Annotated in this window: 15 protein-coding genes; 1 reads left to right on the top strand and 14 read right to left on the bottom strand. The window is 64.3% G+C overall.

Translation table 11 applies throughout. The annotated features are described in order from the left end of the window. Nucleotides 1–3: 3 nt before the first annotated feature. The 13 genes from dmpG to F464_RS0126485 all read right to left on the bottom strand — a co-directional run bounded on the left by dmpG (nt 4) and on the right by F464_RS0126485 (nt 11,369). A complete protein-coding gene (dmpG, locus tag F464_RS0126545; protein ID WP_018992906.1) occupies nt 4–1,065 on the bottom strand; it encodes a 4-hydroxy-2-oxovalerate aldolase in 1,062 nt (353 codons plus the stop codon). Beyond that, entirely contained in the window at nt 1,065–1,979 is a 915-nt protein-coding gene (locus tag F464_RS0126540; protein ID WP_018992905.1) for an acetaldehyde dehydrogenase (acetylating), read from the bottom strand. Before F464_RS0126540 ends, dmpG begins: the two co-directional genes overlap by 1 nt. Beyond that, on the bottom strand, nt 1,976–2,203 hold the full coding sequence (locus tag F464_RS0126535) for a tautomerase family protein (RefSeq protein ID WP_018992904.1): 228 nt from the start codon (nt 2,201–2,203) through the stop codon (nt 1,976–1,978). The genes F464_RS0126540 and F464_RS0126535 overlap by 4 nt, the downstream gene beginning before the upstream one ends. A 30-nt stretch (nt 2,204–2,233) precedes the next feature. After that, nucleotides 2,234–3,040 carry a 2-oxo-3-hexenedioate decarboxylase gene (gene dmpH, locus F464_RS0126530; RefSeq protein WP_018992903.1) on the bottom strand — a complete coding sequence of 269 codons (807 nt, stop codon included), beginning with the start codon at nt 3,038–3,040 and terminating at the stop codon, nt 2,234–2,236. Further along, complete coding sequence (gene dmpE, locus F464_RS0126525; protein WP_018992902.1) at nt 3,037–3,834, bottom strand: 2-oxopent-4-enoate hydratase; 798 nt, start codon at nt 3,832–3,834, stop codon at nt 3,037–3,039. Before dmpE ends, dmpH begins: the two co-directional genes overlap by 4 nt. 144 nt (nt 3,835–3,978) lie before the next feature. Beyond that, nucleotides 3,979–5,439, bottom strand: a complete 1,461-nt coding sequence (locus F464_RS0126520) for a 2-hydroxymuconic semialdehyde dehydrogenase (RefSeq protein ID WP_026296353.1) — start codon at nt 5,437–5,439, stop codon at nt 3,979–3,981. A gap of 364 nt (nt 5,440–5,803) precedes the next feature. Then, a complete protein-coding gene (locus F464_RS0126515) occupies nt 5,804–6,865 on the bottom strand; it encodes an NADH:ubiquinone reductase (Na(+)-transporting) subunit F (protein WP_018992900.1) in 1,062 nt (353 codons plus the stop codon). A 10-nt stretch (nt 6,866–6,875) separates the two neighbouring features. Beyond that, a complete protein-coding gene (locus tag F464_RS0126510) occupies nt 6,876–7,229 on the bottom strand; it encodes a phenol hydroxylase subunit P4 (protein ID WP_018992899.1) in 354 nt (117 codons plus the stop codon). 67 nt (nt 7,230–7,296) lie between these two features. Further along, nucleotides 7,297–8,814 carry an aromatic/alkene/methane monooxygenase hydroxylase/oxygenase subunit alpha gene (locus F464_RS0126505; RefSeq protein WP_018992898.1) on the bottom strand — a complete coding sequence of 506 codons (1,518 nt, stop codon included), beginning with the start codon at nt 8,812–8,814 and terminating at the stop codon, nt 7,297–7,299. Between the two features lie 22 nt (nt 8,815–8,836). Continuing rightward, entirely contained in the window at nt 8,837–9,106 is a 270-nt protein-coding gene (locus tag F464_RS0126500; RefSeq protein ID WP_018992897.1) for an MmoB/DmpM family protein, read from the bottom strand. Nucleotides 9,107–9,117: 11 nt separating this feature from the next. After that, on the bottom strand, nt 9,118–10,110 hold the full coding sequence (locus F464_RS0126495; protein ID WP_018992896.1) for an aromatic/alkene monooxygenase hydroxylase subunit beta: 993 nt from the start codon (nt 10,108–10,110) through the stop codon (nt 9,118–9,120). 45 nt (nt 10,111–10,155) lie between these two features. Next, nucleotides 10,156–10,425, bottom strand: coding sequence for a phenol hydroxylase subunit (locus F464_RS0126490; protein WP_018992895.1), 270 nt, complete (start codon nt 10,423–10,425; stop codon nt 10,156–10,158). A gap of 11 nt (nt 10,426–10,436) precedes the next feature. Continuing rightward, nucleotides 10,437–11,369 (bottom strand): catechol 2,3-dioxygenase, encoded by a 933-nt coding sequence (locus F464_RS0126485; RefSeq protein WP_018992894.1) that lies wholly within the window; start codon nt 11,367–11,369, stop codon nt 10,437–10,439. 376 nt (nt 11,370–11,745) lie between these two features. Between F464_RS0126485 and F464_RS0126480 the strand changes: the two genes are divergently transcribed. Further along, complete coding sequence (locus F464_RS0126480) at nt 11,746–12,897, top strand: cytochrome P450 (RefSeq protein ID WP_040395815.1); 1,152 nt, start codon at nt 11,746–11,748, stop codon at nt 12,895–12,897. 197 nt (nt 12,898–13,094) lie between these two features. Here F464_RS0126480 and F464_RS0126475 read toward each other — a convergent pair. After that, nucleotides 13,095–13,571, bottom strand: a 477-nt coding sequence (locus tag F464_RS0126475) for a transposase (RefSeq protein ID WP_018992892.1), incomplete at its 5' end; no start/stop codon positions are given.

Below are 13,571 nucleotides of genomic sequence, written 5' to 3'. Positions count from 1 at the left end.
GCCTCAGGCCACAGCCTTCAACAGCCCGCGTTCCTTCGCCATCGTCATCGCGGTGTCCTGGATCATGTCTTCCTGACCGCCGATCATCTTCTTGCGGCCCAGCTCGACCAGGATATCGCGCGCCGGCACGCCGAAGCGCTCCGCCGCCCGCTTCGAATGCAGCAGGAAGGTCGAATACACGCCCGCATAACCCAAGGTCAGCGATTCGCGATCGACGCGAACGACGTGGTCCATCATCGGCACGATGATGTCTTCGGCGACGTCCATGATCTTGAAGAGATCGACGCCGGTCACGATGCCCATGCGCTCGCACACCGCGGCGAAGACTTCGAGCGGGGTGTTGCCGGCGCCCGCGCCCAGGCCCGCGACGGAGCCGTCGATGCGCGAGGCGCCCGCCTCTATCGCCGCGATCGAGTTGGCGATACCCATGCCGAGGTTGTGATGGCCGTGGAAGCCGATTTCCGTCTCCGGCCTCAGTACTTCGCGCAAGGCGCCGACGCGCGCCTTCACGTCATCGGGCAGCATGTAGCCGGCCGAGTCGGTGACGTAGATGGTCTGCGCGCCGTAGGACTCCATCAGCTTGCCCTGCTGGGCGATGCCGGCGGCGTCGTTGAGATGCGACATCATCAGGAAGCCGGTCGTGTCCATGCCGAGTTTGCGCGCATAGGCGATGTGCTGCGGCGAGGTGTCGGCCTCGGTGCAGTGGGTCGCCACATGCACGCTGCGGGCACCGGCGTCGTACGCGGCCTGCAGTTCCTTCATCGTGCCGAGGCCCGGGATCAGCAGCACCGACACCTTGGCCTGCTTCATGCGCGAGGCCACGGCCGAGATGTATTCCTCGTTGGGGGCCATCGCGAAGCCGTGCTGCAGCGAGTTGCCGCCGAGGCCCGCGCCGTGCGTGACCTGCACGTAGGGAATGCCGGCGTCGTCGAGGGCGGTGGCGACCTTCACCATCTGCTCGACGCTGATCTGCTCGCGCTTCGCGTGCATGCCGTCGCGCAGGCACATGTCGTGCAGGATGACCTTGCGGCCCTTGAGGTTGGAAGAATTGGCTGCTTGACTCATCACACGGTCTCCACGGCTTTCAACTGGATCTTTCCGGCGAGGATCTCCTCGGCGAACATCTCGGCGGTGCGCGTCGCGGCCGCGGTCATGATGTCGAGGTTACCGGCATACTTGGGCAGGTAGTCGCCGAGACCGGCGACTTCGAGGAAGACGGACACCTTGTTGCCGTCGAAGATCGGTCCATTCACGAGCTTGTAGCCCGGCACGTACTTCTGCACCTCGACTATCATCTGCAGGATCGACTCGGTGATGCGCGCGTGATCCGGTTCGTCGTCGGTCAGGCAGTAGATCGTGTTGCGCATGATCATCGGCGGCTCGGCCGGGTTGATGATGCACAGCGCCTTGCCGCGACGTGCGCCGCCGACGACCTTGATCGCGTTCGACGTCGTATAGGTGAACTCGTCGAGGTTCGCGCGCGTGCCGGGGCCGACGGACTTCGACGCGAGGCTCGCGACGATCTCGGCGTACTCGACGCTCTGGATGCGCGACACGGCGTTCACGACCGGAATGGTCGCCTGGCCGGCGCACGAGATCATGTTCACGTTCATCTCGAGCTTGTCGGCGTGCTGGCGCAGGTTCACCGGCGGCACGCACAGCGGCCCGATCGCGGCCGGCGTCAGGTCGATCATCATCACGCCCAGCTCGTTCAGCTTGCGGCTGTTCTCCGCATGCACGTAGGCGCTGGTCGCATCGAACGCGATCTGGATGTCGTCATCCAGCACGTGCGGCAGCAGTCCGTCGACGCCTTCCGCGGTGGTCTTCAGCCCCATCTCGCGGGCCCGCGCGAGGCCTTCGGATTCCGGGTCGATACCGACCATCCACACCGGCTCGAGCACGGGGCTGCGCTTGATCTTGTAGATCAGGTCGGTGCCGATGTTGCCGGACCCGATCAGGGCGCACTTGATCTTCTTCATTGGCCTTGCTCCACGAGGGCGGCGACGCGCTGCCGTTCGGCACGCTCCGCCAGGGTTTCGCCGGCAACGTAGAACTCTTCGTTGCCGTGTTCGGTAATCAGGACGCGTACGGCTTCGGACTTCACGCCGAGCGCCTGGATGACGGCTTCGGTGACGGCGTTCGCGACCCGGCGCTTCTGCTCGGGCGTGCGTCCCTCCGCGAGATGCATTTCGATGATAGGCATGGTTCTCTCTGTATTTTTGGGATTGGGGGATCAGACGAAGCGCATCGACACGCTGCCGAGTTCCTGGAAACGCGCGACGATGCTGTCGCCCGGCTTCACGGGAATCGCCTCAGTGATGCCGCCGCTCATGACGAAGCTCCCGGCGGGCAGGTGCTCGCCCATGTCGGCGAGGATGTTCGCCAGCATCGCGATCGCCTCCGCCGGGTGGCCAAGCACGGCCGCCGAGGCGCCCATGGCGACCATCTCGCCGTTCTTTTCCATCACGACGCCGAGCGTGCGCAGATCCAGCTCCTCGACGTAACGCGCACGCCCGCCGCCGACGAAGCGCGCGGAGGAGCCGTTATCGGCGATCACGCTGGCGAGGTCGAACTTGAAGCCGGAATAGCGCGAATCGATGATTTCGACGGCCGGCAGCACGTAGTCGGTCGCGTCGAGCACGTCCTCGCGGGTGCAGCCGGGTCCGTGCAGGTCCTTCTTCATTACGAACGCAACTTCGCACTCTGCGCGCGGATGGACGAGGTCGGCCATGGAGATCGCCGAGCTCTCCGGTCGCGCCATGCGGTCGGTGAGGAAGCCGATCGACGGCACGTCCACGCCCATCTGCTGCATCTTCGCCTTCGACGTGAGTCCGGCCTTCCAGCCGACGAGCCGGTGGCCCTGCGCCAGGTAGCGGCGGCGCAGTTCGCTCTGCACCGCGTAGCCGTCGGCGATGGTCATGGCCGGGTATTCGTCGGTCAGCTTGGGGATCGCATAGGCGCGCGTCTGGGCACCTTCGACGCGCTCGCACAGGCGCACGATGTCCTCGCGCGACAGCGTCAGTTCATTGCTTGGGCTCATACCGCGCTCCTTCCGGAAAATTTCACCCGGCAGCTGCCGAGGCCGCCGACCGTGCACACGAGTTCGTCGCCATCCACGACCGGCACGAGGGCCGATTGCGAGCCGGAGAGGATCACCTCGCCGGCCTTGAACGGGATGCCCAGTTCACCGAGGGTGTTGGCGAGCCACGCCACCGCATTGGCGGGCGAGCCCTGCACCGCGGCGCCCACCCCCGTCGAGTGCAGCTCGCCGTTCTTCTCCAGCACCATGCCGGCGAGGGTGATGTCGAGCTTGCGCGGGTCCCCCTTGGTCTTGCCGAGCACATACACGCCGCACGACGCGTTGTCGGCCACCGTGTCCTGGATGCGGATCTTCCAGTCGGTGATGCGCGAATCGACGATCTCGAAGCAGGGCACGACGTAGTCGGTCGCGCGGATCACGTCCATCGCGGTCACGCCCGGGCCCTGCAGGTCGTGCTTGAGCACGAAAGCGAGCTCGGCTTCGGCCTTGGGCTGGATCAACGAGCCCAGGTCGATGACGTCGCCTTCCTGGTGCACCATGCCGGACGTCAGCTGGCCGAAGTCCGGCTGGAACACGCCGAGGAAATCCTGCACCGGCTTGCTCGTGACGCCGATCTTCTTGCCGACGATCTTCTCGCCGGCCTGCACGCGCCGCTCGATGTAGCGCAGCTGGATGCGATACGCGTCGTCGAGCGTGATGTCCGGCTCGCGCTCCAGCAGGGGCGCAACAGTGCGGCGCTCGCGCCAGGCGTCGAAGAGCTCGTCGCCGTATTGCCTGATCTTTTCTTCGTTCATGGTTGCCTCATTCATTTATCGAAGTTGTGAAGGAACCGTCGCGAGCAGCCCCGAGGTCGTGATGACTCAGTTGGCAAACTCGGGAGTCGTACGGAAGTACGGCGAGTACCGGAGTCGCGAGATCGGGGCGCGCAGCAGGTTCATTCACAACTTCACGCAGATGTTTCGGGTTTCGGTATAGAACTCGAGCGAGTGCACGCCACCCTCGCGGCCGATGCCGGACTGCTTGGAACCGCCGAAGGCGGTGCGCAGATCGCGCAGGAACCAGCTATTCACCCAGGTGATGCCGACTTCGACGCGCGCCGCGACGCGATGGGCGCGGGCAAGGTCGGTGGTCCAGATGGTGGTGGAGAGGCCGTATTCGGTGTCGTTGGCAAGTGCGACGACTTCGTTTTCGCTGTCGAAAGGCCGGATGTGGCAGCAGGGTCCGAAGATCTCCTCGCGCACGACCGCGGCGGTGTCGGGCAGGCCCGTCCAGATCGTCGGCTCGACCCACGCACCTTCGGCCAGCTCGCCCGGCATCTGCGGCACGCCGCCACCCGTGACGACAGTCGCGCCCTCTTCCACCGCCTTGCGGTAGTACGAGAGCACCTTCTGGCGGTGCTCCTGGCTGATCAGCGGGCCGTAGTTGGCGTCGTGGTCGTCCGGACGACCGAATTTCACCGCTTCGGCCTTCTCCTTCAGCGCCTGCACGAAGCGCTCGAAGATCGGGCGCTCGACATAGACGCGCTCGGTGCCAAGGCACACCTGGCCGGAATTCAGGAAGGCCGAGCGGAAGATGCCTTCGACCGCCGCATCGAAATCCGCGTCCGCGAACACGATGCCGGCGTTCTTGCCGCCGAGCTCGAAAGACACGTCGCGCATGCCTTCCGCTGCCACCTTCATGATCGCGGTACCGGTACGCGTCTCGCCGGTGAAGGTGATCGCGTCGACGTCGCGGTTCTGCGTCAGGAATTCGCCCGCGGAATCCGGCCCGAAACCATGCACGACGTTGTAAACACCCTTGGGCACGCCGACGGCATTCATCACTTCACCGAGCAGCGTAGCGGTGTGCGGCGATTCCTCGGACGGCTTGACGACGACCGTGTTGCCGCAGGCCAGCGCCGGCCCGACCTTCCAGGTCATCAGCATGAAAGGCGCGTTCCACGGGCAGATCACGCCGACCACGCCCTTGGGCACGCGGATGCCGTAGTTCAGCGCGCCGCGTCCGTCCGGCGTCGCCATCTGAAAGGACTCGTTCGGCACGTTCTTGACGACGTCCGCGAACACCTTGAAGTTCGCCGCTCCGCGCGGAATGAACGCGCTGGTCATGACGTGACGTGGTTGGCCCGTGTCGGCCATCTCGGCTTCGACGAAGTCCTCGAAACGGCGCGTGATCTCGTTGGCCACGCCGTACAGCAGCTCGACGCGCTGCTCGGTCGTAAGGCCGCCCCACTCGCCATGCAAGGCGGCGCGCGCGGCGCTCACCGCGGCGTCGACTTCGGCCCGTCCGGCTTCGGAGATCGACGCGATCACCCGGTTGTCGAGCGGCGAACGCTTGTCGAAGCGCTTGCCGCTCGCAGCGGCAACAAACTCGCCGCCGATGAAATTCTGAATCTGACGCATGGTCATCCTCGCTCCTTTTCCTTGTTATCCGTTCGCGTCGTGCTCGCTGCATTCCGCGCTTGAGGACCAGTCTATGAACGGCGAGATATACCGTCCAATACCTTTATTTCAGATATGCATTACCTTTTAGGTATCGCCAAACTCAGCCCTATGCCACGCGTTCAGCATAGATACGCCGACCGCCCGGCAGATGCAGGAACTCGCCTCGAAGACGAGATTACGAATCGGCTGACATTTCCGGCACGACGCAACCCCTGGTGGGCGGTACTCCGTGCCGACGCCTCCGCCACGCGTTGAAGGAGGCGCGGAGTACCGCCCGCCGGGGGCGACTCTCAAGCACGGCCCGGCTTTCTCCGATTACTAATCAGATCGCCTTGAACAACGGACTCCGGACCTGCTGGGCGTCCGCCGCCGAGATGAACTTCTCGGTATAGATGTCGCGCTCGAAGAGTCGGCCGCGCATCAAGGTGCCGATGCAGGCCTCGATCATCAGCGGTGGGCCGCACAGGTAGGCCTTGTGCGCGCGGAAGTCGTTGTCGAAGTGGTTCTTCGCCGCGTCGTGCACGAACCCCCTGAAACCCTGCCAGTCCGATCCTTCCGGTTCGTGCGACAGCGCCGGCACGTAGCGGAAGTTCTTGTGTCGCTCCGCCAGGGCGAGGAATTCGTCGTGGTAGTACAACTCCTCCCGCGTCCTCTGGCCGTAGACCAGCGTAATCGGGCGCTCGAAGCCTTCCGCCAGCAAATCGAGGATCATCGAACGCGGGCTCGACAACCCGGACCCCCCGGCCATGAAGATCACCGGCACGTCCGCCGACTTCTTCACAAAGAAGCGCCCGTAGGGGCCGGAAATCTTCGTTCGTTCCCCTACGCGCATCGTCTCGTGCACGTAGCGCGTGCCCTGCCCGCCCGGCACGATGCGGATGTTGAGCTCGATCTCACCCGATTCCGACGGCGCACTGGCGACCGAAAATGCGCGGGTGCCGATTCCGTCCGGCAGTTCCAGGTTGATGTACTGCCCCGCCTGGAAGCGCATCCCTTCCGCGTCGTCGAGCTTGATCCAGATCCCCTTGATCGTCGGCGTCAGCGTCTCGATGCGGCTCACCGTTCCCGCAAAATCGCGCACCGGCAGGTTCTCGGCGTCCGGGTCTTCCTCGATCTCGGCCTCGATCACGATGTCGCCCTGCGCTGTGGCGCAACACGCCAGCGTCTTCTGTTCGTCGCGCTCGAAATCCATCAGCGCGAAGCTCGACGCCTCGCCGTGATCGACCTCGCCGTCGACGACCTGAACCTTGCAGGTCGCGCACAAGCCATGACAGCACGCATGCGGCAGGTACACGCCCGCGCGCAACGCCGCATCGAGGATGGTCTGCCCTTCCTCGATGGGGATCGTCTGGCCGAGCGGTTCAATGGTCAGCTCGTAGCTCATCGCCCTGTCCTCACGCAGCTGCCAGCGAGGTCAGACCCGGTGTGCGGAAGCGGATCTGATCCTTGTGCCCGATGCCGTTGTCCGCGAGGCTGCGGTCGAAGTCCGGTGTCCAGGGCTGGTTCGACTTCAGCCACTCAACCTGCGTCCAGTCGATTGCAGCGCCATCCGGGTCCGGCTGCACGAGGGCCGCGAGCGGGCCCCCGACCAGCTCGCGGAAGCTCATCTGCGGCGCCGCGTAGAGCAGGAAGGGGGCGGCGAACAGCAGGTGATGATCCCAGCTCGCATACACCAGCTGCTTTCCGTTGAAAGTCTCGACGCGGTCGCGCGCGACGCCAACGTATTCCTTGATTGCTGCTACGGTCATGATTGTCTCCTTGAGATCGGGCTGCGGCGCCGGGGAGCACGCCGCGCATCCTCTTTTGTTTGGGGGTTCAGGTGTTCGACGTAGCGAGACCGCGCCACTGCTCGAAATTGCGCTGGTCGATCGAACCCACGTAGTCGCCGTTGTCCTGGCCGTCGCGCAGGCTCACCCAGTCCATCCAGGCGCCCACGTCGCCCTCGAATTCCCGGAACAGCGCCGGCATCGGCAGCCACGCCTGGACGTACTTCTCAGGCTCGTTCTCGAACACGTGCTGGCAGCCGTCGGAGCAGAAGTGATACTTCTCGCCCTTGTAGCTCGTCTCGCGATGGCAGGACATGGTCGGATCGTCCGGTTCGGTGAACACGACCGGCAGCTGGCAGGTCTGGCACAGCTTGGCGAGGCCGAAGTTCTTGAACTGTTTTCCCTCAGCCGCGAGCTTGCGGATGTGGTCCCAGCGCGGCCGGTAGTACTTGTCGAAGGTCGTGGGGTACTTGGCCGACAGCCAGTCCATGTCCTCGTCGGACGGAATCCACGAATGGAGCGAGGTGCCGAAGCTCCACTGGTACAGGCCCAGCATGAACTGGTGCGACATGTGGTCGATCGACTTCTCGGCGTCGTCCCAGCCCTTGGGCGGACGGATGCCGTAGCGCGCCAGATCCTTGAACAGCGCGCCGCCGTTCTCGACGCCGTAGATCTCCCACGCCTCGCGCCACGACATCACGCGCTTGGGCAGCATGTAGTCCATCATCGTGCTGACCAACCCCAGCACGCGGAAGCCGCGCCAGAACCACTTGTCGAGCCAGCCCTGGACGATGGGCAGGTTGTCCGGATCCTGCTCGAGCATGAACTTGATGCACTCGAGGCCCAGCGTCATGTGGCGCGCCTCGTCGGACTGCGCCGAGAAGCCGAAGGTCACGGTCGCCATGTCGCCGTTGTACGCGGCACCCGACATGAAGGGCACGAACAGCAGGTTCGTGAGCACGTACTCGAACGAGAAGCCGATCGCGATCATGAACTCGAACGGGCCGGCCGACATCGCGTCGTCGAAGAACGAGCGGGCGACGGTGTTGTACCACATGCGGTCACGCGCATCGGCGAAGGCGTGGAAGCCGTTGTAGTACTTGTTGTAGTTCGACAGCGCGTGGATCTGCGTCTGCGCGTGGCGGATCTCGTCGATCGCCTGCATCTGGCACGCGACCTGGGTGCCGACGCCCGGGAATTCCCGACCCACACGCGAGAAACCCTTGTGCGCCGCGTATTCGCCCGGGCTGATCGCCTGCAGGAAGACCTTCAACGCGGACAGGTAGCGGCCGTCGGTGATGTTCAGGTGGCCGTTGTTCTGCGCGTGCGCGTCGATGATCGCGTAGAACTTGCGCTCCTTCTCGGCCTGGTACTTCCAGTAGGCGTCCATCGTCAGACGGAACGGGTCTTCCCACTTGTCCCAGTCGTGCACCTTGATGCCTTCGTACTTCACGTACGGGAACACCTCGTCCTTCGTGCGGTAGCTCGGCTCCCAGCCGAGGTCGCGCGTCATCAGCCGGTATTTCTCCTTCAGGCCGAGCTTCTTCTTTGCAACTTTCATATCCATGACGGTCTCCTGTTTCGCCCGATTACTCGGCCCAGCTCAGCGTGAGGCTGTCGTCGTCTTCCGAGACGTTGCCGCCCAGCGTGATGAGGTTGATGTGCAGTTCCTGCAGGTCGAACGAACGTCCGATCTGCTCCTCGATGGTCTCCTTGCGGATCACGAGGCGATTCGGCGCATCGATCTTCACCATCGCGGGCTGGCGATTGACGACCGCATTGGGGTTGTCGATCTCGATCGCCTCGATGATCGGGCGGGTTTCCTCGTTCGCCTGCAGGGCGATGAATACGGTGGACATCGATGGGCCTCTCAGATCGTGATGCCGGTTTTCTGGATGCGGGCGCGGAAGCCCGCGAGCTCTTCGCCGACCGCTGCGTCGGCGTTGGCGCCGAGCGCGATCTCGGCCACCGGCAGCAGCGCGGACGCGGCGCGCGCGCTCCACGCGGCGATCCAGTCCTGCAGCACCGCGCGGTTGTCGTCGGACTCGGCCGCCGCGACCTTCAGCACCGCGTCGACCCACTTCTTCGTCTCGTCGAACCAGTCCGTCATGAACTGCGTGAGCATCGCGACCGCCGAGGCGCCCTGCGCCGACAGGAAGTCATCGACGATGCGGCCATACACCAGCGGATACAGCAGGCCGTCGAGCGCGACGTTCTGCGCGACGAAGGCTTCGAAGGGATCGCGCAGCACCAGCGTGTCCTCGACATAGCGGCGCAACGCTTGCCACACCGGGTCGTCCAGCCACGCGGCCTTGCCGGCGTCGAGCGCTTCGGTGTCACCGAGCAGCAGGCCGAGCCGCGACAGGTATTGCGCGATGCCGAGGTTGTCCATCGCGTGGTAGATGCAGGGCTGCGTGAACACGGCGCCGTAGCCGTAGCCGCAGATCAGCGTGTTGTTCTGGTTCGCGCCCCAGGCGGCGTGGCGCAGCGGCACCAGCACGTTCAGCGCGGTATCGCGCAGCGCCGGCGGCAGCATGTCCGCGAGTCCGCGCGATTCGACGAAGGCGAAGTTCGCCTCGGTCGTGTCCTGCTGGCGGGCGCGGGCCAGCGTGTAGGTGCTGTAGTAGAACTGGCGCGGATCCTTCAGCGCATACCAGTCCTTCATCACGATCTTGGTGATCTTCGTGTCGTACAGGTCCTGGTCCGGATCCCAGGTCGGCTTGTAGTGCAGGTTCTCGGCGGCCTGGATGTCGTAGCTGCCTTCCTGGTAGCGCGACGCAGGCTTGTCGCCGAAACGCCGCGCGAGGTGGTCGAAAGTGTTGCGCAGCGGCTGAATGCTCACCGTGCGAAGGTCGATCTGCATGGATGTCTCCGTGGCGCTCCCGTAGGAGGGAGCGCTGTTCTCGATTTATCGGAAGCGGGTGCGGGTCGCGTCGGCGAGGCGCCAGTCCCAGTCGGTCTTTTCGGTCGAATCGGGCTCCCCCTGCGGCGCCAGCATCTCGACCGCATTGCGCTCGCAGAACTCGGCGAAGGCCGCGCGCGTCAGGATCATCTCGACCGCGAGGTCCGGCTCGCCGACAGCGAAGTCGAACTCGACGAAACCGTTGGCACGCTCGCCGGTGACGCGCACGAATTTGCGGCGGGTGTCGAACGCGGCGGGTGTCGCAAGGGTGCTCATCGCCTGCCCCCTCAGCTCACGACCGTCAGGAAGGTCTCGTGGAGCTTGCGCTGCGGGTAGTCGAGACCCTGGCCGAAGTTGTCGAAGGTCCAGGTCAGCGGCTCGGTGTTGTCCGGATAGGGCTGGTAGCCGCCCATGAAGGTCTCGAAACGGTTGCCCGACGGATCCCACGCGTAGATCGTGCAGCCGCGCGTCACGCCGTGGCGGGTCGGGCCGATGTCGACGGGGACCTTGTTCATCGACATGATGTCGCCCGCGCGCAGCACCTGCTCCCAGCTCTCCATCAGGAAGGAGCAGTGATGCAGCTTGCCCTTCTCCGGATACTCGGCGAAGGCGATGTCATGCACCTTGTGCGAGCACGACAGCCAGATCGCGGCGTTGTTTTCGCCGTCCGGCGTCAGCACGCGCTCGACGAGGTAGAAGCCCAGCACCTCGGTGAAGATCTTCTGCACCTCGGCGACGTTCGGGCCGTACAGCAGCGTGTGGTCGAGCCGCACCGGGCCGATGCCATGCTCACGCTGGCGCGTCCAGGGCGCGGGATTCACGATCGGCAGACCGTTGCCGATCGCGGTCTTCTCGGCGTACAGCTCCATCAAGTGACCTGACGGCAGCTCGAAGCGCACGCGCTCGCCGGTTTCCAGCATCTCGCCGGCGGGGATACGTTCGGTCTTGATCCCGTAGGCCTGCAGATCCGCGTCCAGCTTGTCGAGCGTCGCCTTGTCGAGCACCTTGAACGCGAAGAAGTCGATACCGGCGCGGTCGGCTTCGCGGATCACGTAGCTGTTGTGATCGCGCTCGTCCCAGCACTTGAAATACACGCGGCCCTGCGTATCGCGACCCGTTTCGACCAGTCCCAGCACATCGCGGTAGAACTGCACCGCCTCCTCCAGGTTCAGCACGCGCACCTGGGCGTGGCCGGGGCGAAGAACGCCTGTCATTGCCATGTCTCTTGTCTCCATTGTTCTAGTGGAACGGTCTCGGCGACTCATCCGCCGTCCGGGTCCTTGGGTCGTCTTTACGCCGCTCGAACCGGAACTGACGGTTTCGTCACCGGGGGCGATCAATCAATCTGTCTTATGTCGCCCTCAGACCTACTAATGCAGCGGCCGTGCCATGTTCGACAAGTGATTGTTTTTGCGAGGCTCTTGGAAAAACGTTGAGAGGTGGGTGAAATTCCCCACTGACACTTTTGTCCATCGGGCGTTTTCGCCTTACAAAAGCGTCACGGTGCAGTGCACAACTCATCGGCCCATGGCGGACGTTAAAATGTGGTCTCGGGCTATTGGCCACGCCGGCCTGGGCCGCAAAGAGGGGATAGGAATGACCGATCACATGCCTGACGACCTGTCTGCTGCCGGCAGGGACATGAGGGCCTACACCGACGAGCTGCGCCCCCGGCACGGCGTGGCGCGCAACGTCGATGGCGAGTGGGTGCTGCTGAGGCACGAACTGGTCGTGCAGGCTGCGCTGAGCGATGATCGGTTTTCCAGCGCAGTGTCGAGCCATCTCCATGTCCCGAACGGCATGGACTCGGCCGAGCACACGGCATACCGGGAGGCCCTCGACCGCTTCCTCACCCCGGAGGCGCTCGCTCCCTTTCGTGAGAAATTCCGGCGGGTGGCAGCCGATTTGGTCGCGTCGCTGCCCCGAGGCGTTGCCGTCGATGCGGTGTCTCAGGTGGGCGTGCGGTTTGCCGTCCGGGCGCAAAGCGCGTGGCTGGGCTGGCCGGCCGATCTTGAAGATCGCCTCGTGGACTGGGTTGCCGAGAACCATGCCGCGACGCGCTCGGGCGACAGGTCCTGGACGCAGCGGGTGGCGGAGTCGTTCGACGACCTGATCCGGTCCGTGCTCGAACCGCGCCGCGGTGCTGCGCGCGACGACGACACTGACGATGTCACCGCCCAGCTCATGCGGACCGAAGTGAACGGCCGGCCCCTGACCGATGCCGAGATCGTTTCGGTTCTACGGAACTGGACGGGTGGGGACCTGGGCTCCATCGCACAGTGTGTCGGCGTGCTGGTTCATTACCTGGCGACGCACCCTGCTGTGCAGGATCGCCTGCGCTCCGGTGTGTCCGACGCCGAGATCGATGCCATCATCAACGAGATCCTGCGGATCGACGACCCGTTCTTGTCCAATCGCCGCGTGACAACGTGTCCAGTGAGGATCGGGGGCGTGGAAATCCCGCAAGGGGCACGCGTGAAGCTGAACTGGACGTCCGCGAACCGCGACGAGGCGGCCTTTGGCGACCCGGACGCCCTGGATCCGGAGCGCAACGCGGATCGAAACCTGGTGTACGGCATCGGAAAACACGCATGCCCCGGACGCTTGCTGGCGACGATGGAAATGCGCATCGCGCTACAAGAACTCCTCGCCGCAACGTCGTCGATCGTACTTGAGCCACAACAACCGGCCGAGCGGGCGGTGTCGCCGGTCGGCGGGTGGGCCAAGGTAGCGGTCGTGTTGGCTTAGCTCCGAGCCAGGGCAAGAAGTACCGCAACCAGCCTGGTTTCCCGCACATTCTCTTTGGGCAGTGGGGAAATATGGGACAGACCACGATTTTCACGTTGAAGGAACATCGGAACGAAAAATCGAGCCACGCCGGAGGACAGAAACCGTAAAACCGTGGTCTGTCCCCAATGCCGTTAAGTTAAGCGATGTCGTTGCCATCATGCAGCCTTGTAGGCGCGATGCCGTGTTGGCTTGACGGCTTGGCGTGGTCTGGGGAAATGGCGGTCAGGACGCACCCACTCCAGGGTGCTCGCGATCAACGTGAGGAGCGTCTCGACGCCACGAACACGAGCTCTTGCCTGCAGCATCAGACCCGGCAGGCTGGCGCGGATGGCCGACAAGGCATAGGTCAGATTCGGCGCGAAGTTCATACGCTTGTCCGCGGGCAATCGTTCGCGTGCAACGAAAGCGAAGGACGCCGCGAGATTGCCAAGCCAGACTTTGGCGTGAAAGTCCTGGCGGATCGCTTCGGGCAATTCGCCCGAGAAATGTTCGATCGCCAGCCTGCATTTCAGGAGCTTGAAGCACTCTTCGATGCGCCAACGCCGATGATAGAGCGCCGCAAACTCGGTTACCGGATACGCTGTGGCATCCAGCAGGGAGGTCGCCAGAATTTCCTGCTTGCCGTTCGGAAG

Origin of the sequence: Aromatoleum toluclasticum ATCC 700605, from assembly GCF_000378245.1 — a bacterium.
Taxonomy (GTDB): Bacteria; Pseudomonadota; Gammaproteobacteria; order Burkholderiales; family Rhodocyclaceae; genus Aromatoleum; species Aromatoleum toluclasticum.
The sequence above is the reverse complement of the archived record's forward strand: the minus strand, read 5'-3'. Positions and strand labels throughout refer to the sequence as shown.